At 72.3% G+C, this 17,179-nt stretch carries 16 protein-coding genes and 1 pseudogene; 5 read left to right on the top strand and 12 right to left on the bottom strand.

Annotated features, from left to right (window positions below; genetic code table 11):
* Positions 1–19: 19 nt before the first annotated feature.
* A complete protein-coding gene (locus tag ASF35_RS06640; RefSeq protein ID WP_055964555.1) occupies positions 20–1,378 on the bottom strand; it encodes a cation:dicarboxylate symporter family transporter in 1,359 nt (452 codons plus the stop codon).
* 115 nt (positions 1,379–1,493) lie between these two features.
* On the opposite strand from ASF35_RS06640, the gene ASF35_RS06635 reads away from it, so the two are divergent.
* Both ASF35_RS06635 and ASF35_RS06630 read left to right on the top strand, forming a co-directional pair.
* Complete coding sequence (locus tag ASF35_RS06635; protein ID WP_055964552.1) at positions 1,494–3,101, top strand: sensor histidine kinase; 1,608 nt, start codon at positions 1,494–1,496, stop codon at positions 3,099–3,101.
* Positions 3,098–3,766 carry a response regulator gene (locus ASF35_RS06630; RefSeq protein ID WP_055964551.1) on the top strand — a complete coding sequence of 223 codons (669 nt, stop codon included), beginning with the start codon at positions 3,098–3,100 and terminating at the stop codon, positions 3,764–3,766. The genes ASF35_RS06635 and ASF35_RS06630 overlap by 4 nt, the downstream gene beginning before the upstream one ends.
* A 3-nt stretch (positions 3,767–3,769) precedes the next feature.
* Here the strand turns inward: ASF35_RS06630 and ASF35_RS06625 are convergent, their stop codons facing one another.
* A complete protein-coding gene (locus tag ASF35_RS06625; protein WP_082495390.1) occupies positions 3,770–4,138 on the bottom strand; it encodes a VOC family protein in 369 nt (122 codons plus the stop codon).
* Between the two features lie 66 nt (positions 4,139–4,204).
* Between ASF35_RS06625 and ASF35_RS06620 the strand changes: the two genes are divergently transcribed.
* Positions 4,205–4,684 carry a MarR family winged helix-turn-helix transcriptional regulator gene (locus ASF35_RS06620; protein WP_055964545.1) on the top strand — a complete coding sequence of 160 codons (480 nt, stop codon included), beginning with the start codon at positions 4,205–4,207 and terminating at the stop codon, positions 4,682–4,684.
* Here the strand turns inward: ASF35_RS06620 and ASF35_RS06615 are convergent.
* From ASF35_RS06615 to meaB, 6 genes are all read right to left on the bottom strand, one after another.
* Positions 4,636–5,142, bottom strand: a complete 507-nt coding sequence (locus ASF35_RS06615; RefSeq protein ID WP_055964542.1) for a DUF501 domain-containing protein — start codon at positions 5,140–5,142, stop codon at positions 4,636–4,638. The two genes, ASF35_RS06620 and ASF35_RS06615, sit on opposite strands and share 49 nt — an antisense overlap.
* Positions 5,135–5,569: a septum formation initiator family protein gene (locus tag ASF35_RS06610; protein WP_156366888.1), complete on the bottom strand. Its 435-nt coding sequence runs from the start codon at positions 5,567–5,569 to the stop codon at positions 5,135–5,137. Before ASF35_RS06610 ends, ASF35_RS06615 begins: the two co-directional genes overlap by 8 nt.
* Before the next feature lie 183 nt (positions 5,570–5,752).
* Positions 5,753–7,030, bottom strand: coding sequence for a phosphopyruvate hydratase (eno, locus tag ASF35_RS06605; protein WP_055964536.1), 1,278 nt, complete (start codon positions 7,028–7,030; stop codon positions 5,753–5,755).
* A gap of 206 nt (positions 7,031–7,236) precedes the next feature.
* A complete protein-coding gene (locus ASF35_RS06600) occupies positions 7,237–7,830 on the bottom strand; it encodes a MazG family protein (RefSeq protein ID WP_055964533.1) in 594 nt (197 codons plus the stop codon).
* Positions 7,831–7,855: 25 nt separating this feature from the next.
* A complete protein-coding gene (locus ASF35_RS06595) occupies positions 7,856–8,524 on the bottom strand; it encodes a hypothetical protein (protein ID WP_156367973.1) in 669 nt (222 codons plus the stop codon).
* Positions 8,525–8,558: 34 nt separating this feature from the next.
* Positions 8,559–9,530, bottom strand: a complete 972-nt coding sequence (meaB, locus tag ASF35_RS06590) for a methylmalonyl Co-A mutase-associated GTPase MeaB (protein WP_055964527.1) — start codon at positions 9,528–9,530, stop codon at positions 8,559–8,561.
* A gap of 105 nt (positions 9,531–9,635) precedes the next feature.
* Here meaB and ASF35_RS06585 point away from each other — a divergent pair, with 105 nt between their 5' ends.
* Positions 9,636–9,956 carry a hypothetical protein gene (locus tag ASF35_RS06585; protein ID WP_200931727.1) on the top strand — a complete coding sequence of 107 codons (321 nt, stop codon included), beginning with the start codon at positions 9,636–9,638 and terminating at the stop codon, positions 9,954–9,956.
* A gap of 43 nt (positions 9,957–9,999) precedes the next feature.
* On the opposite strand, the pseudogene scpA reads toward ASF35_RS06585, so the two are convergent.
* From scpA to ASF35_RS06570, 3 genes and pseudogenes are all read right to left on the bottom strand, one after another.
* Positions 10,000–12,093: pseudogene (gene scpA / locus ASF35_RS06580) on the bottom strand (methylmalonyl-CoA mutase); the annotation flags it as partial.
* Between the two features lie 86 nt (positions 12,094–12,179).
* Complete coding sequence (locus ASF35_RS06575) at positions 12,180–14,063, bottom strand: methylmalonyl-CoA mutase family protein (RefSeq protein WP_055964519.1); 1,884 nt, start codon at positions 14,061–14,063, stop codon at positions 12,180–12,182.
* A gap of 87 nt (positions 14,064–14,150) precedes the next feature.
* Complete coding sequence (locus tag ASF35_RS06570; RefSeq protein WP_055964516.1) at positions 14,151–15,377, bottom strand: hypothetical protein; 1,227 nt, start codon at positions 15,375–15,377, stop codon at positions 14,151–14,153.
* A 142-nt stretch (positions 15,378–15,519) separates the two neighbouring features.
* Here ASF35_RS06570 and serC point away from each other — a divergent pair, with 142 nt between their 5' ends.
* Positions 15,520–16,629: a phosphoserine transaminase gene (serC, locus tag ASF35_RS06565; RefSeq protein ID WP_055964513.1), complete on the top strand. Its 1,110-nt coding sequence runs from the start codon at positions 15,520–15,522 to the stop codon at positions 16,627–16,629.
* Between the two features lie 18 nt (positions 16,630–16,647).
* Here serC and ASF35_RS06560 read toward each other — a convergent pair whose 3' ends face one another.
* Complete coding sequence (locus ASF35_RS06560) at positions 16,648–17,169, bottom strand: gamma carbonic anhydrase family protein (protein WP_055964509.1); 522 nt, start codon at positions 17,167–17,169, stop codon at positions 16,648–16,650.
* Positions 17,170–17,179: the final 10 nt, after the last annotated feature.

Below are 17,179 nucleotides of genomic sequence, written 5' to 3'. Positions count from 1 at the left end.
CATCCCACCTGCTGCGAGGTCAGCGTGAGCTCTCGGCCAGCTCCTCGTCCCCGCGCGGGGTGTAGCCGTGGTCGTCGTCGACCATGCTCGTCTCGTCGAACGGGTCGTTGCCGGCCAGCACCTGGTCCAGCTTCTCGCGGTCGAGCGAGTTGGTCCACGTGCCCACCAGCACCGTCGCCACGGCGTTGCCGGCGAAGTTGGTGAGGGCGCGCGCCTCGGACATGAACCGGTCGATGCCGACGATGAGGCCGACGCCGTCGACCAGGTCGGGGCGGTGCGACTGCAGACCACCGGCGAGCGTGGCCAGCCCGGCTCCGGTCACGCCGGCCGCACCCTTGGAGGCGATCATCATGAACAGCAGGAGCGAGAGCTGCTCGCCGAAGCTCAGCGGGTCGCCCGTGGCCGACGCGACGAACAGCGTGGCCATGGTCAGGTAGATCGCGGTGCCGTCCAGGTTGAACGAGTACCCGGTGGGCACCACGACGCCGACCGTGGACTGGTGCACACCCGCGTGCTCCATCTTGGCGATGAGGCGCGGCAGGGCCGACTCCGACGACGACGTGGACACGATGAGCAGGAACTCACGGCCCAGGTACTTCAGCAGGCTGAAGATGTTGATGCCGGTGACGACCTTGAGGAGCAGGCCCAGGATGCCGAACACGAACAGGAAGCACGTGATGTAGAAGCCGATCATGAGGACGGCCAGGCTGCGCAGGGCGTCCATGCCGGTCTCGCCGACGACGGCGGCGATGGCACCGAAGGCGCCGATGGGCGCCAGCCACATGATCATGGCGAGTACGCGGAACACGAGCTTCTGCAGGTGACCCACACCCACCAGCACGGGCTCGCCTGCGCGACCCATGGCCTGCAGGGCGAAGCCGACCAGCAGCGCGACGAAGAGCGCCTGCAGCACGTCGCCGGACGTGAGCGAGGAGACCATGGTGTCGGGGATCATGTGCAGGATGAACTCGGCCGTGGTCTGCTTCTCGCCGCCGGCGGACTCGGCGGCCTTCGCCGCGCCCTCCTCGGTCAGCTGCAGGCCCTCGCCCGGGTGCAGGATGTTGCCGACGGCCAGGCCGATGGCCAGCGCGAACGTCGACATGGTGATGAAGTAGCCGAGCGCGAGCCCGCCGACCTTGCCCACCTGGGCGGCGCTGCGGACCGAGCCGACGCCGAGCACGATGGTGCAGAAGATGACCGGGCCGATCATCATCTTGATCAGCTTGACGAAGCCCTCGCCGAGCGGCTTGAGCTCCTTGGCGAAGTCGGGGGCGGCGAAGCCGACGGCGATGCCGGCGAGCACCGCGACGATGACGGCGATGTACAGGTAGTGGGTGCGGTCACGCTTGACGCGTGGCTGCGAGGTATCGGTGGCCATGGGGTTCCTCCTGGTGGGCTGACCTGCACACCGTGCCCTCCGACGTGACCCCGGTCACCGTTGCGTACATAGAGTTCGTGACCGCCATCACAGGAGGCTCCCGACTTCTGGGACGATGCCCCCTGTGTCCCGTGCCGCGTCCCGAGCTCCGTCCGTCGCTCGCCAGATCCTGCTCTGGCAGGTCGTGGTGGTGTGCGTGCTGGTGCTGGGCGGAGTGGCACTGGCCTGGTTCGACGCCCGCGCGGACGCCACGTCGTCGGCCCGGCAGCGGGCGCTCGACCTCGCCGTCGCGGTGGCCGACACCCCCACCGTGCGCGACGCGGTGCGCACGTCGAGCCCGACGACGGTGCTGCAGCCGTTCGCCGAGCAGGTGCGACGCGACAGCGGCACCGACTTCGTGGTGGTGATGTCGCGCGACGGCATCCGCTACTCCCACCCCGACGTCGACGTGATCGGCGAGCGGTTCATCGGGTCCATCGAGGAGGCACAGGCCGGCCGGACCCACACCGAGGAGTACGTCGGCACGCTTGGTCCGTCGGTGCGGGCCGTGGTGCCGGTCTTCGCCGAGCCCGACAGCCGCGACGTGGTGGCGCTCGTGTCGGTGGGCATCCGCACCGACAAGGTGCAGGACGAGGTCGTGGACGCCCTGCCGAGGATCCTGGGCGCGGCGGCACTGGCCGCGGTGGTGGGCATCGTCGGCGCGTGGCTGATCCACCGCCGGCTGCGACGTCAGACGCACGGGCTGGGCGAGCAGCAGATCACCCGGATGTACGAGTACTACGACGCGGTGCTGCGGGCGGTGCGCGAGGGCCTGGTGCTCGTGGACGCCGACGGTCGGGTGAGCCTGGTGAACCAGGAGGCCGAGCGCCTCCTCGACGTCGGGTCCGACCGCGTCCTGGGCGCCGACGTCGCGACCCTCGGGCTCGAGCCGTCGCTCACCGAGACCCTGCGGGCAGGACTGCCGCTCACCGACGAGGTGGTGGCGCTGGCCGACCGCGTGCTCATCGTGAACGCGGCGCCGGCGCAGTGGGAGGGCCGCGACGTGGGCACGGTGGTGACGATCCGCGACCGCACCGAGCTGCAGGGCGTGACGGCCGAGCTCGACACCGTGCGAAGCCTGGCCGACTCGCTGCGGGCGCAGAGCCACGAGACCGCGAACCGGTTGCACACGATGGTCTCGCTCGTGGAGATGGGCCGCAGCGAGGAGGCCGTGGAGTTCGCGACCCACGAGATGCAGCTGGCGCAGGGGCTGACCGACCACATGGTGGGGGCGGTGGAGGAGCCGGTGGTGGCGGCGCTGCTGCTGGGCAAGTCGGCGCAGGCGCACGAGCGAGGGGTCCGGCTCGACGTCGACCCGGCGTCGGTGGTCACGGGTCTGCCGGTCGGCGCGCACGACGCGGTGACGGTGCTGGGCAACCTGCTCGACAACGCCATCGACGCGGCGCAGGGCACGCCGGACGCGACCGTGGCGGTGCACCTGCACGCGAGCGAGCTGCACCTCGACGTGGTGGTGGAGGACTCCGGGCCGGGCATCCCGAGGGAGGCGCGGGAGCGCGTGTTCGAGCGAGGCTGGTCGACCAAGGTGGTGGAGCAGGCGCACGGGCGAGGGCTGGGGCTCGCGCTCGTGGGGCAGGTGGTGCGACGTCACGGCGGCACCGTGCGCGTGGGCACAGGTGCGCTGGGCGGAGCGCTCGTCGAGGTGGAGATCGGGGACGACGCGTGATCCGGACGCTGGTGGTCGAGGACGAGAAGGTGGCGGCGCAGGCGCACGCCCAGTACGTGCGGGAGGTGCCCGGCTTCGAGGTCGCAGCCGTCGCGATGTCGGCGCAGGAGGCCGCGCGGGTGCTGCGCGAGGAGGCGATCGACCTGGTGCTGCTCGACATGCACCTGCCCGACGGGCACGGCCTCGAGCTGCTGCGTCGGCTCCGGGCGGCCGGGAGCCGGGTCGACGTCATCGCGGTCACGTCGGCGCGCGACGTGGAGATCGTGCGCGACGCGGTGGCCCAGGGCGTGGTCGGCTACCTGATCAAGCCGTTCGCGTTCGGGGCGCTGCGCGAGCGGCTGACCGCGTACCGGACCTTCCACGAAGGGCTCCAGGGCGCCGACGACCTCGACCAGGGTGCGGTCGACCGGATGCTGGAGTCGCTCCGCCCGGTCACCCGCTCGGGACTGCCGAAGGGGCTGGGCGTCGAGACGCTGCAGCAGGTGAAGGCGGTGCTCGCCGAGCACGGCGCCGCCTCGGCGGGCGAGCTGGCCGAGCACCTGGGGTCGTCGCGGGTCACGGCGCGGCGGTACCTGGAGCACCTCGCCGAGACCGGTGAGGTGGAGCGGGTCACCCGGCTGGGGCGGGCGGGGCGCCCTGAGGTGGAGTACCGACCGCGCGCCTAGCGCTCATCCGTGCACGGTCACCGCGTAGCCGTCGGGGTCGGCGAAGGTGAAGGTGCGTCCGAACGGTCCGTCGACGGGCTGCTGGAGGATCTCGACCTCGTGGGCGACCAGGTCGTCGTGGACCGCCTGGGCGTCGTCGCTCGCGAGCCACAGCGCCACCCCGGCGCCAGGGCGGGGCGAGACGGCGGCGACGTCGAGTCCGGGCAGCGGCTCGCGGACGGCGAAGGCGACCGGGCTGGTCGCGAAGACGACGGCGCCGGGCGGCGCGACCGGGGCACGCGTGAGGCCGAGCCGCTCCTCGTAGAAGGTGGCGGACGCCTCCAGGTCGGTGACCTGCAGGGCGACGAAGTCGGGTCCGGTGACGGTGGCCATGGGCGTTCCCATTCTCTCGGGTGAATGTCAGGTTCCTGACACTCAACTGTATGTCAGAATGCTGACATGACGCAACCCGGCATCGACGTCACGCGATCCGTCGGCCTCGCGCTGAAGCGCACCGTCGCGACCCTGCGCTCCGTCATGGACGACGTCCTGCGCCCTCTCGACCTCTCGGTGTCGCAGTACGCGTGCCTGGAGCAGCTGTCTCAGCGACCGGGCCTGTCGGCAGCGGCCCTGGCGCGCCACACGTTCGTCACCCGGCAGTCCGCGCACACGCTGCTCCAGGGCCTGGAGGAGCGAGGCCTGCTCGAGCGGTCGCCGGCGCCGCCGTCAGGCCGGGCACTCCCCCTGCAGCTCACGCCGGCGGGGGCGGACCTGCTGCGGTCGGCCAGCAGTGCCGTCGCGGCGGTGGAGGCGCAGATGGTCTCGGCCGTCGACGCCGGCAGGATCGACCAGCTGCTCGCCGACCTGGACGCCTTCGCGTCGGCCCTCGATCAGTCGGTGGCGTCGGGCGCGGGCGCGCAGGAGGAGCTGCCCCAGTAGTCGCCGAGCAGGTCGACGGCCTCGTCGCCCAGGGGGTTGACCCCGCGGCCCTTGGCCAGGGAGTGCCCGACGAGCACGTGCAGGCACTTGACGCGGGTGGGCATCCCACCGGCGGTGATGCCGTCGACCTCGGGCACGTGCGCGATGGCCTCGCGCTCGGCCAGGTACTGCTCGTGCGCCCTCGCGTAGTGGGCGGCGAGGTCGGCGTCGTGGACCAGGCGCTCGCTCATCTCGGCCATGAGGCCGGACGCCTCGAGCGTGCCGATGGCGCCGGCCAGGCGCGGGCACGTGACGTAGTAGAGCGTGGGGAACGGCGTGCCGTCGGGCAGCCGCGGCTCGGTGCGCACCACGTTGGGGTGGCCCGACGGGCAGCGCGAGGCGATCTCGAGCACGCCGCGGGCCGGACGGCCCAGCTGCTCGGCCACCGCCGCCAGGTCGGTCGGGTCCGGCTCAGTCATCGTTCTTCAGCACCTCGTCGGGGTCGGGCACGGGCGTCCTGGCCGACGGGGTGCGTCCCGACGCCTCGACGCTGCCCCACAACGTGTCGTACCACTGCTTCTGGGTGGGGTCGGGCGGGTCGTCGAGCGTGGGGACGTCGCCCTGCACCGTGCCGTCGGACCCGATGACGCGGTAGCCGACCTCGCCGGGCATGACCCAGCCGAAGCGCTCGCGCGCCTGCTGGCGCACGTAGGCGGAGTCGTTCCAGCGGTCCTCGGTGTCGCCGAGGTCCTCGATGGACGCCTCACGCGTGGCGATCTCGGCCTTGAGCTGCTGGATCTCTCCGCGCTGCTGCCACCAGGCGTGCAGCGCCGACGTGTACGAGGCGAGCAGGAGCAGCAGCACCGCGAGCAGCAGCACGGCCCGGGTGGTGAAACGCTGACCCATGCCGCGGGCCACAGCCGCACCGCTGCGCGGACGGGCCGCGCCGGGCCTGGTGGTCGGGCGGCCGGCCCCTCGACCCGAGCTCGGGCGCGCGGACCCCGCAGCACCGGACGAGCGACCCGAGGGTCGCCGCGCCGGGCCGCCCTTCGGTTTCGGTCGTCCAGGACCGCGGGAGCCGGCCACGGGTCAGAGCGCGAGCCGCGGGAAGGCCGAGGCGCCGGCGTACACGGCCGCCGAGCCGAGGGTCTCCTCGATGCGCAGCAGCTGGTTGTACTTGGCCACGCGGTCGGAGCGGGCCGGGGCACCGGTCTTGATCTGGCCGCAGTTCGTGGCGACGGCGAGGTCGGCGATCGTGACGTCCTCGGTCTCGCCCGAGCGGTGGCTCATCATGTTGCTGAAGCCGTGGCGGTGGGCCAGCTCGACGGCGTCGAGGGTCTCGGTGAGCGAGCCGATCTGGTTGACCTTGACCAGCATCGCGTTGGCGGCACCCTGCTCGAGGCCGCGGGTGAGCCGCTCGACGTTGGTGACGAACAGGTCGTCGCCGACGATCTGGACCTGGTGGCCGATGCTCTCGGTGAGCGCGATCCAGCCGTCCCAGTCCTCCTCGTCGAGCGGGTCCTCGATCGAGACGATCGGGTACGCGCTCACGAGCTCGGCGTAGTAGTCGGCCATCTCGGCCGAGCTCTTCTTCGCGCCCTCGAACGTGTAGGAGCCCTTCTCGAAGAACTCCGAGCTGGCGACGTCGAGCGCGAGGGCGATGTCGGTGCCGAGCTTCAGGCCGGTCGTGTCGACGGCCGTGGCGATGAGGTCGAGCGCGGCACGGTTGGACGACAGGCTGGGCGCGAAGCCACCCTCGTCGCCGAGGCCGGTGGACAGGCCGTCCTTCTTGAGGACGGACTTGAGCGCGTGGTAGACCTCGGTGCCCTGGCGCAGCGCCTCGGCGAAGGTGGGCGCGCCGATGGGCGCGATCATGAACTCCTGCACGTCGACGTTGGAGTCGGCGTGGGCGCCGCCGTTGAGGATGTTCATCATCGGCACGGGCAGGACGTGGGCGTTGGGTCCGCCGACGTAGCGGAACAGCGGCAGGCCGGCCGAGTCGGCGGCGGCCTTCGCGAGGGCGAGCGAGACGCCGAGGATGGCGTTGGCGCCCAGCTCGGCCTTGTTCGGGGTGCCGTCGAGCGCGATCATCGCGGCGTCGACCGCACGCTGGTCGTCGGCGTCGAAGCCCACGATCTCGGCGGCGATCCTGGTGTTCACGGCCTCGACGGCCTTGCGGACGCCCTTGCCGAGGTAGCGGTCGCCACCGTCGCGCAGCTCCACGGCCTCGAACTGGCCGGTCGACGCGCCGGACGGCACGGCCGCACGACCGATCGTCCCGTCGTCGAGGGCGACCTCGACCTCGACGGTGGGGTTGCCGCGCGAGTCAAGGATCTCGCGCGCTCCGACGGCTTCGATGCTGGCCATGCTGCTCCTGCTGGTGAGGGGTTCAGGTGGTGCTGCGGTCTGCCCCCAGCCTAGTGCGGCCCGAACACGTCTCGCGCCAGGCGCGGGGCCACGCAGGATTCTGCCTTCGCGAGCGGAACGTCGGACGATGCTGCGTTCGTGACGGGATCCGGTGGCGAACGCAGCATCGATCGGCCGACCTCGCACGAACGCAGGATCGTGCGTCCTCAGCCGAGGCGGGAGCGGACGGCCCGACGGAGGGCCTCCTCGGCGTCGACGCCCTGGGCGCGGGCCTCGGCGACCAGCTGCAGCAGGCGCGAGCCGACGTCGCCGCCGGAGGTGTCGAGGTCGGGCACGCGGTCGAGCGCCTTGCGGGCCGTGGCCAGGGCGGGCAGGTCGCGGGCGATGCCCTCCAGCGGCGACTCACGCGGCTTCTCCTGCGCCTTGACCGCCTGCCAGGCGGCGTCGATCTCCTCGGGGGTGCGCGCGTCGCCGTCGGCGAAGACGTGCGGGTTGCGGCGCACGAGCTTGTCGGTGATGCCTGCGGCGACGTCGTCGACGTCCCACCCCTCCCCCGTGTCGGCGGCGACGGCGGCGTGGAACACCACCTGCATCAGCAGGTCGCCGAGCTCCTCGCGCAGCAGGTCGGAGTCACCCGCGTCGAGGGCCTCGAGGGTCTCGTACGTCTCCTCCAGCAGGTAGCGGCCGAGGGAGTCGTGGGTCTGGCCCTGCGTCCAGGCGCACTCGGCACGCAGACGGGCCATCACGTCGACCAGGTCGAGCAGGCGCTCGCCCGGCCGCTCACTCTCGGGCCGACTCACGAGCCCACCCTCACGACCAGGCCGCTCACGAACAGCGCTGCGTGGCCGGCGCGACGAGCGGGGCGTCCTCGTTGAGGACGTCGGAGGAGACCGAGAGCGAGCCGGTGGCCGCGACCTGCTGGCCGTCGTCGCCGAGGCCGAAGCGCGGGTCGATGCTCACGTCGGCGGCCTTCACGGCGTCGGCGAGCACGGCCCGGCCGGCCTGCTGGACGTCGTCGGCGTTCTGCTCGGTCACCTGCTCGCCGGTCTCGGCGACGCCCAGCTGCTCGGCGATCGCGTAGGTGCGCTGGCCGGCCTCGAGCACGCGGACGGCCTCGTCGAGGTCGACGTCGGGCAGGGCCTGCGCCACCTGGTCGCGCTGGGCGCGGGTGAACTCGTAGTCACTGGGCGAGATCGAGATGTCCTCGCGCTCTGCGAGCTCGTCGGCCACCACGCCGCTGACCAGCTCGGCCACCGCCTGGCGCCGGACGTCGGCGTTGTCGACCGTGCTCCCGCCGGCCTGGGCGCTGGAGAACAGCGAGACCTGGCAGAAGACCACGGCCGCGCGGTCGGCCTGGTCCATCGAGATGGTGGTGCCGTCGACGACCGCCGCCGCACCGGGACTGATCGAGCCGCCGCACCCGGCGAGCAGGAACCCGGCCAGGACGGCGGGCACGACCTTGGACGTGACGGGGATCACCGGACGCAACCTCATGGCGGCCACCTTAGCGAGCGCCGACGACCACGGGTCAGCGGTCGTACGCCTCGAGGATGAGGTCGGCGGCGCTGGCCGCGGCGAGCTCGCCCGACAGCACGGCCTCGCGCACCTCGTCGCGCACCCGGGCGACGTCCTCGTCGGTGCGCAGGCGCTGGTCCAGCTCGTCGCGCACGAGCGCCCAGGTGAACTCCAGCTGCTGCTGGGCGCGCTTCTCGCGCAGCCCCTTCTGGCCCAGGAACTCGCGGTGCCGCACGAGCCGGTTCCACACCGTGTCGATGCCGCGGTGCTCCAGCGCCGAGCACGTGACGACGGGCGGCACCCAGCCATGCGTGCCGGCGTAGACGAGACGCAGCGCCCCGGCGAGGTCCTTGGCGGTCACCTCGGCCTCCTGGGCGCGCTCGCCGTCGGCCTTGTTGACGGCGATCACGTCGGCGATCTCCAGGATCCCCTTCTTGATGCCCTGCAGCTGGTCACCGGTGCGCGCGATGGTGAGGAACAGGAAGGTGTCGACCATGCCGGCCACCGTGATCTCGGACTGGCCGACGCCCACGGTCTCGACGAGCACGACATCGTAGCCGGCGGCCTCGAGGACGGTCATGGCCTGCGACGTGGCCCGCGCGACGCCGCCGAGGGTGCCGGCGCTCGGCGAGGGCCGGATGTAGGCCTGGGGGCTGACCGCCAGCTGGGCCATGCGCGTCTTGTCGCCCAGCACCGAGCCGCCGGTGCGCACGCTCGACGGGTCGACCGCCAGCACGCCCACGCGCTTGCCCTGCTCGACGAGGTGGGTGCCGAGGGCCTCGATGAACGTGCTCTTGCCGACGCCGGGCACGCCGGAGATGCCGACCCGCACCGCTCCCCCGGCGTTCGGGGTGAGGGCGGCGAGCAGCTCCCGCGACGCCGCCCGGTGGTCCGCGCGGCTGGACTCGACGAGCGTGATGGCCCGCGAGACCCCCGCGCGACGTCCGTCGAGGACGTCCGCGGCGAGCTTCTCGACGTCGGTCATGCGCGCCGCCGCCCGCTGTCAAGCCGTCCACAGGTTTCGTGCGGACGGGATCGACCGTGTCGCGGACCCCTGGAAAGATCGGCTCGGACGCACGACACTGAAGGGGTGATCGAGGTGAACGAGCCGCAGGTGTGGACGCTGATCGGCGTCTTCGGAACGGCCCTGTTCGGCATGCTCACGCTCATGTCGACCATGTTCGTCCGGATCCTGCGCACCGAGATCGGGTCCCTGCGCACCGAGATGCGCACCGAGATCGGGTCGCTGCGCAGCGAGATGGGCACCGAGCTCCGATCCGTGCGGGGCGAGATCGGGTCCCTGCGCACCGAGATGCAGGCCGAGTTCGCCTCGGTCCGCACCGAGATCAAGTACCTCGACCGCGACGTCCAGGCGTTGTCGCGTCGCGTGCTCGGCGACGACGCCGCCTGACCCGCCACGCGGAACCTCGACGAGCTCGGCGCACGCACCGGCATCAGGACCCGTCGCCGGTGCGCAGCCGGTCGAGCAGGCTGAGCGCGGAGTCGGCGATGACGGTGCCGGGCAGGAACACCTCGGCCGCCCCCATCTCCTTGAGCGTCGGGACGTCGTCGGGCGGGATGACGCCGCCCATGACGATCATGATGTCCTCACCACCCAGGTCGGCCAGCGCCTTCTTGAGCTCGGGCAGCAGCGCGAGGTGGCCGGCCGCGAGGCTCGACACGCCGACGATGTGCACGTCGGCGTCGACCGCCTGCTGCGCGACCTCCTCGGGCGTGGAGAACAGCGGTCCCACGTCGACGTCGAAGCCCATGTCGGCGAACGCCGTGACGATGACCTTCTGGCCGCGGTCGTGACCGTCTTGGCCCATCTTGGCCACGAGGATCCGGGGGCGTCGGCCCTCCGCCTTCTCGAAGGCGGCGGTGGCGTCGACGACCTTGCCGATGTTGCCGCCCTGGCCCGCCTCGGTCCTGTACACACCGGAGATCGTACGGATGACGGCCTGGTGCCGGCCGTAGACCTTCTCGAGCGCGTCGGAGATCTCGCCGACGGTGGCCTTGGCGCGGGCGGCGTCGACCGCGAGGGCCAGCAGGTTGCCGTCGAGCGAGCCGTCGCTGGACGACCCGCGCTCGGCGCTGGCGGTGAGTGCCGCGAGCGTGCGCTCGACCTCGGCGGGGTCGCGCTCGGCACGCAGCCGCTCCAGCTTGGCCACCTGCTGGGAGTAGACCGACGCGTTGTCGACCTTGAGCACGTCGAGCGGGTCCTCGTCGGCGAGCCGGTAGGTGTTCACGCCGATGACGGCCTGCTGGCCGGAGTCGATGCGGGCCTGCGTGCGCGCCGCGGCCTCCTCGATGCGCATCTTCGGGATGCCGGCCTCGATGGCCTTCGACATGCCGCCGGCCTTCTCGACCTCCTGGATGTGCGCCCAGGCACGGTTGGCCAGGTCGTGGGTCAGCTTCTCCACGTAGTAGGAGCCGCCCCACGGGTCGATGATCCCGGTGGTGCCGGACTCCTGCTGCAGCAGCAGCTGGGTGTTGCGGGCGATGCGTGCACTGAAGTCGGTGGGCAGCGCGATGGCCTCGTCGAGCGCGTTGGTGTGCAGGCTCTGGGTGTGGCCCTGCGTGGCCGCCATGGCCTCGATGCAGGTGCGCTGCACGTTGTTGAACACGTCCTGGGCGGTGAGGCTCCAGCCCGACGTCTGGCTGTGGGTGCGCAGGCTCAGGCTCTTGGGGTTCTTCGGGTCGAAGTCGCTCACGAGCCGCGCCCACAGGGCACGGGCCGCGCGCATCTTCGCGATCTCCATGTAGAAGTTCATGCCGATCGCCCAGAAGAAGCTGAGCCGCGGCGCGAAGGCGTCGATGTCGAGGCCGACGTCGAGACCGGCACGGATGTACTCCACGCCGTCGGCCAGCGTGTACGCCAGCTCGAGGTCGTTCGTGGCCCCGGCCTCCTGGATGTGGTACCCGGAGATCGAGATGGAGTTGAACCGCGGCATCCGCTGCGCCGTGTACGCGAAGATGTCGGAGATGATCCGCATCGACGGCGCCGGCGGGTAGATGTAGGTGTTGCGGACCATGAACTCCTTGAGGATGTCGTTCTGGATGGTCCCCGAGAGCTGCTCCGGCTTCACCCCCTGCTCCTCGGCCGCGACGATGTAGAGCGCGAGGACCGGCAGCACCGCGCCGTTCATGGTCATCGACACGCTCATCTCGTCGAGCGGGATGCCGTCGAACAGCTCACGCGCGTCGTAGATGGAGTCGATGGCCACACCGGCCATGCCGACGTCGCCCTTCACCCGCGGGTGGTCGGAGTCGTACCCGCGGTGGGTGGCGAGGTCGAACGCGACCGACAGGCCCTTCTGGCCGGCCGCGAGGTTGCGGCGGTAGAAGGCGTTGGACTCCTGCGCCGTCGAGAACCCGGCGTACTGGCGGATGGTCCAGGGCTGCGTCGAGTACATGGCCGGGTACGGCCCGCGCAGGAAGGGCGCCAGGCCCGGGTAGGTGTCGAGGGCGTCGACGTCGGCGAGGTCGTCGGCGGTGTAGAGGTTCTTGACCGCGATGCCCTCGGGTGCGTCCCACGGCTCGGCGCCCTGGACGGCAGAGGCGTACGCGCCTGCGTCGGGGGCGGGTGGCTGCTCGGGGTCCAGCGGCTGTCCGGCGAACGAGGCGGGGATCGTCACGAGGCCAGCTCCTCTCGGGTACGGCGCAGGAAGGCCAGGGCGTCGAGCCCGGCCGCGCAGGAGTCGTCGACGTCGGCGGAGACGGCGTCGGGCTTGCCGGCCACGACCACGTGGCGGGCACCGGCCTCGCGCAGGGCGGCGACCAGCTCGGCACCCCACTCGCCGTAGAGCGGGTCGGGTCCGGTCAGGCACACGACGGCGGGTGCGTCGGCCTGGCGGTACGCCTCCACGACGGCGTCCACCCCGTCGGTGGCGCCGGCCGTGACGGTCTCGATGCCACCGGCGGCGAACAGGTTGGCCGCGAACGTGGCGCGCGCGGTGTGCTGGGCCACCCGCCCCATCGTCGCGAGGAACACCGGCGCGGTGGCGCGGTCGTCGCGCATGGCCTCGAACTCGTGCGCGTAGCGGTGCACCGGCAGGGTGCGGCCGTACGGGCGACGCTCGGGCTGCTCCTCGTGCAGGTTCGGGAACTCCGAGACGCCCGTGACAGGACGCTGCCGTCGCGCCACCTGCAGGGCGCGGTCGGAGACGGTCGCCTCGACCCGGGTCCGGAGTGCGTCGAGGGCGGCGGCGAAGCCCGCCTCCCGGTCGGCGGAGTCGGCGACCACGGCGTCGAGCTCGCCGAACAGGTCCCAGGCCGCGCGCGCGACGTCGTCGGTGAGCTTCTCGACGGCGTGCGCACCCCCGGCGGGGTCGACGACACGGGCCACGTGCGACTCGCTGATGAGCAGGCTCGAGGTGTTGCGGGCGATGCGCCGGCTGAACACCTCGGGCAGGCCGAGCGGCTCGTCGAACGGGAGCACCGTGACGCTGGAGGCCCCACCGACGCCGGCCGCGAAGGTGGCCACGCAGGTGCGGAGCATGTTCACGTAGGGGTCGTACGCCGCCATCATGGGCCGCGAGGTCACGACGTGCTGGCGCTGGCCGCGGCCGCTCTCGGCCACGCCGCTCAGCTCGAGCAGACGGGCCCACACCCGCCGGGCGGCGCGCAGCTTGGCGATGGTCGGGAACTGCTCGTCGGTGGCGGCGAGGCGCACGTCGAGCTGGTCGGCGGCGGCGTCGACGTCGAGACCGGCCTCGGTGAGCAGCCGCAGGTAGGCGGCTCCGGCGAGCAGGGAGTAGGCGAGCTCCTGCACGTCGGACGCGCCCGCGTCGTGCACGGCGGTGGCGTCGACGACGATGCCGCGGGCGCCGCGCCGCTGCGCGAGCCGGGCGACGTCGACGGCGACGGACGGGTCGGTGACCGCACCCTCGACCCCGATGCCGAGCGTGGTGCGGGCCAGGGACCCGAGGGGGTCGGCTCCGTAGCTCGTGCCGGGTGCCGGGTCGACGGCCTTGTCGTCGACGACGGCGTCGAGGGCCTGCGCCGCACCCAGCGGGTCGGTCGGGTCCTCGACCACCACGGGAGCCAGGTCCACGAAGACGGGCTCGAGGACGCGGGCCAGCGCGTCGGTCGGCACGGCACCGTCGCCCACGGCGATCCAGAGCGAGTTGACGCCGTTCTCGACGTCGGTGAGCACGTGCTGCGCGGTCAGGTCGGCGTCGGGGTCGGCGAACCAGGCCCGCACGTCCCAGCCGTCGAGCTCACGCGTGGCGGCAGAGCCTCGCGTGAAGGGGGCCTGGCCCGGCAGCCCGGTCGGCGCCACGTCGGCCGACAGGGCCGGCGTGCCGAGCGGGGCGACCCCGATGCCGTCGAGCGTCGAGCGGGTGAGCAGCGCCCACACGTCGGCGTCCGGAGCGTCGTCGGCGAGCTTCTTGGTCTTGCGCAGGACGGCGGCGGTGGCCTTCTCCCAGGCGTGGACGTCGGGCTCGACGCCTTCGGCCAGCGGGACGGCGACCGTCGCCTCCGGGCCCACGCCGGAGCCGGGGTCAGATGCCATAGGGGGCATCGTAGGGCGGGCCTGTGAGCCCGGCCACCCGGTGTGACGAAGCCGACGGGGGCGGGAGCGACGTCGCGCCCGGTGCGGTCACGACACGGAGAAGGTGACCTTCGCCCACGCCCCTGCGCCCTTGGCGTTGCGGGCCCGCACCATGGCCACGCGCTTGCCCTTGCCCAGCGCGCTGCGCGAGACGGCGTACGAGCGCTGCGTGGCCGACCGCGTGGCGCTGCGCACCACCTTCGAGCCCGCCATGATCCGGACGTCGTAGCCCGTGACCGCCGTGAAGCCGTCGGCCGCCGGGGTGGACCAGGAGACGGTGCGCGTCCTCGACCTCGAGGTGCCGGAGACCCTGAGCGACCGAGGCGCGGACGGTGCCGTCGTCATGACCGCCGGCAGCACGTCGGTGGTGCTGTTGGAGATGTTGATGAGCGTGACCCGGCGGCGGGGGTCGACCGCGACGCCGTTCGGACCGTTCGGCCGCGACGCCACCCGCACCACCCGAGCGGGGGTCGCGTTCCCGTCGCTGCTCGGGGCGAAGACGACGACGTGTCGTGCGGCGTCGTTGTTGGTCACGTAGAGGTTGCCTCCCCCGTCGAACGCGAGGGCGGAGGGGTTGTTGAGCCGGCTTCGGCTCCCACCGAGCACCGAGACGGGTCCGGCGTCACCGCTCGAGCCGTAGGTGAAGGCCACCGCCGCGTCCGCCTCGGACGACACCACCCAGAGCAGGCTCCCCCGGCGGACGACACCGCTGACGCCCGAGAGCTGGGTCCGCGGTCCGACGATGCGGTGCAGCGGTCGCGCGTTGCCCGACGCCGACGGGGCGAAGGTCGACACGGCGGACGCTCCGGCGTCGGCGACGTGGATGTAGCCGGCGGCGTCGACGTCGATGCCGCTCAGGCTGACGATGCCCGTCGAGGCGCCGGTGATGACCCGCTCCGGCGCCACGTCGCCGTTCGCGCCGGGCGCGAAGATGCGGATGGCGTCGTTGGAGCCGTCGATGACGTGCACCGAGCCGTCGGCGTCCACCGCGACACCGTTGGGGTAGCCGAACCCCGTGGCGGCGCCGGCGATCGTCTTGGTCGCGGTCGTCGACCCCACCGGGAAGTACCGGACCGCGTTGTTCGAGACGATCCAGCGCCCTCCGGAGGCGTCGACGTCGACACCGACGGGGTCGGTGCCGGCGAAGAAGCCGGACTGCACCGGCGTCACGGTCACGTCGTCGGCGTGGGCCGGGGCGCCCAGGCACACCAGGACGACTGCGGTGGCCGTGCTGGCCGTGGTGGCGACGACCGTCGCGCGGACGTTGTTCCTCATGGACCGACCTCGGGTGCTGGGGCCCGACGGCGCGGGCGAGCGGTCCCCCGAACGTCCTCATCCTGGGACGTCCGGCCCCTCGGGGACAGGGGTGGTTCGACGTAATGTCCGGCGCTCACGGGGACGCTGCCAGACTGGTGGGGTGAAGATCCCCGCGAAGCTCCTGCCCCGCGACGGTCGCTTCGGGTCCGGTCCGTCCAAGGTCCGCCCGGAGGCGCTGGCCGCGCTCGCCGCCACCGGCTCCTCGCTGCTCGGCACGTCGCACCGCGCCGCACCGGTCAAGAACCTCGTCGGATCGGTCCGCTCGGGCCTCTCCACCCTGCTCGAGCTGCCCGACGGCTACGAGGTCGTGCTCGGCCTCGGGGGCACGCACGCCTTCTTCGACGCCGCCGTCCACGGGCTGGTCGAGCGACGCAGCCAGCACCTGGTGCACGGCGAGTTCTCGCGCAAGTTCGCGACCGCGGCCGCACGCGCGCCGTTCCTGCAGGACCCCGAGGTGCTCGAGTCGGCGCCGTCCACGCACCCGCTCCCCCGCGCGACGGCCGGCGTCGACGTGTACGCGTGGGCCCACAACGAGACCTCCACGGGCGTGATGGTGCCCGTGGAGCGGGTCCCCGACGCCGACCCCGACGCGCTCGTGCTGGTCGACGCGACGTCGGCCGCCGGTGGCCTGTCCGTCGACGTGTCGCAGACCGACGTCTACTACTTCGCGCCGCAGAAGTCGTTCGCCTCCGACGGTGGTCTGTGGCTGGCCGTCATGTCCCCGGCGGCGGTCGAGCGGGCGCAGCGCATCGCGGCGTCGGGCCGGTACGTGCCGTCGTTCCTGGACCTGCCGACCGCCATCGAGAACTCCCGCAAGGACCAGACCTACAACACGCCCGCGGTGGCCACCCTGGTGCTGCTCGACGAGCAGGTGCGGTGGCTGAACGAGCACGGCGGCATGGACTTCGCTGCCGGCCGCACCCGCGACTCCAGCGCCCGCCTGTACTCCTGGGCCGAGGCCTCGCCCTTCGCGTCGCCGTTCGTCACCGCCTCGGCGGAGCGGTCGTTCGTGGTGGGCACGATCGACCTCGACGCGTCGGTCCCGCAGCAGACCCTGACCGAGATCCTGCGGGAGAACGGCATCGTCGACGTCGACAGCTACCGCGGCCTGGGCCGCAACCAGCTGCGCATCGGCATGTTCCCGAGTGTCGAGCCCGACGACGTCAGTGCCCTCACCGCCTGCATCGACTGGGTCGTCGAGCGGCTCTGAGGCAGTCCGCCGCGGTCGTCAGTCGACGACCGTGGCCGAGCGGTGCAGCTCGCGGTGCTCCTCGTAGATGCGGGCGTTGCGGTGCAGGCCCTCCACCTCGTCGTCGCTCAGCTCGCGCCGCACCTTGGCCGGCACCCCGGCCACGAGGGAGCGCGGCGGCACCTGCATGCCGGCCGTCACGAGCGCTCCGGCCGCCACGAGGGACTCGCTGCCGATCACGGCACCGTTCATCACCACGGCCCCCATCCCGATGAGGCAGTGGTCCTCGACGACGGCACCGTGCACGACGGCGTTGTGGCCGACCGAGACCCCTTCGCCCAGGACGACCGGCTGACCCTTGTCGACGTGGAAGGCGCACCCGTCCTGCACGTTGGAGCGCGGACCGATCGTGATCGGCTCGTTGTCGGCACGCAGCACCGCGCCGTACCAGACGCTGGCGCCGTCCTCGAGCACGACGGACCCGGCGAGGGTGGCGTTGGGGGCCACGAAGGCGGACTCGGCCACGCGCGGACGTCGGTCGTCACCCAGGTCGATCTGCATGCGTCCGACC

The organism is Aeromicrobium sp. Leaf291, assembly GCF_001423365.1.
In the GTDB taxonomy this organism is placed as follows: Bacteria; Actinomycetota; Actinomycetes; order Propionibacteriales; family Nocardioidaceae; genus Aeromicrobium.
This window is presented reverse-complemented; position numbering and strand designations above follow the sequence as displayed.

What these genes read in the sequence shown, in the direction of transcription:
- ASF35_RS06560 (WP_055964509.1), bottom strand. Translation starts at nt 17,169, where the DNA reads ATGCAGATCGACCTGGGTGACGACCGACGTCCGCGCGTGGCCGAGTCC.
- ASF35_RS06625 (WP_082495390.1), bottom strand. Translation starts at nt 4,138, where the DNA reads ATGGCCACCGTCACCGGACCCGACTTCGTCGCCCTGCAGGTCACCGAC.
- meaB (WP_055964527.1), bottom strand. Translation starts at nt 9,530, where the DNA reads ATGACCGACGTCGAGAAGCTCGCCGCGGACGTCCTCGACGGACGTCGC.
- ASF35_RS06575 (WP_055964519.1), bottom strand. Translation starts at nt 14,063, where the DNA reads ATGGCATCTGACCCCGGCTCCGGCGTGGGCCCGGAGGCGACGGTCGCC.
- eno (WP_055964536.1), bottom strand. Translation starts at nt 7,030, where the DNA reads ATGGCCAGCATCGAAGCCGTCGGAGCGCGCGAGATCCTTGACTCGCGC.
- ASF35_RS06570 (WP_055964516.1), bottom strand. Translation starts at nt 15,377, where the DNA reads ATGAGGAACAACGTCCGCGCGACGGTCGTCGCCACCACGGCCAGCACG.
- ASF35_RS06635 (WP_055964552.1), top strand. Translation starts at nt 1,494, where the DNA reads ATGCCCCCTGTGTCCCGTGCCGCGTCCCGAGCTCCGTCCGTCGCTCGC.
- ASF35_RS06615 (WP_055964542.1), bottom strand. Translation starts at nt 5,142, where the DNA reads ATGACTGAGCCGGACCCGACCGACCTGGCGGCGGTGGCCGAGCAGCTG.
- ASF35_RS06595 (WP_156367973.1), bottom strand. Translation starts at nt 8,524, where the DNA reads ATGAGGTTGCGTCCGGTGATCCCCGTCACGTCCAAGGTCGTGCCCGCC.
- ASF35_RS06620 (WP_055964545.1), top strand. Translation starts at nt 4,205, where the DNA reads ATGACGCAACCCGGCATCGACGTCACGCGATCCGTCGGCCTCGCGCTG.
- ASF35_RS06610 (WP_156366888.1), bottom strand. Translation starts at nt 5,569, where the DNA reads ATGGGTCAGCGTTTCACCACCCGGGCCGTGCTGCTGCTCGCGGTGCTG.
- ASF35_RS06640 (WP_055964555.1), bottom strand. Translation starts at nt 1,378, where the DNA reads ATGGCCACCGATACCTCGCAGCCACGCGTCAAGCGTGACCGCACCCAC.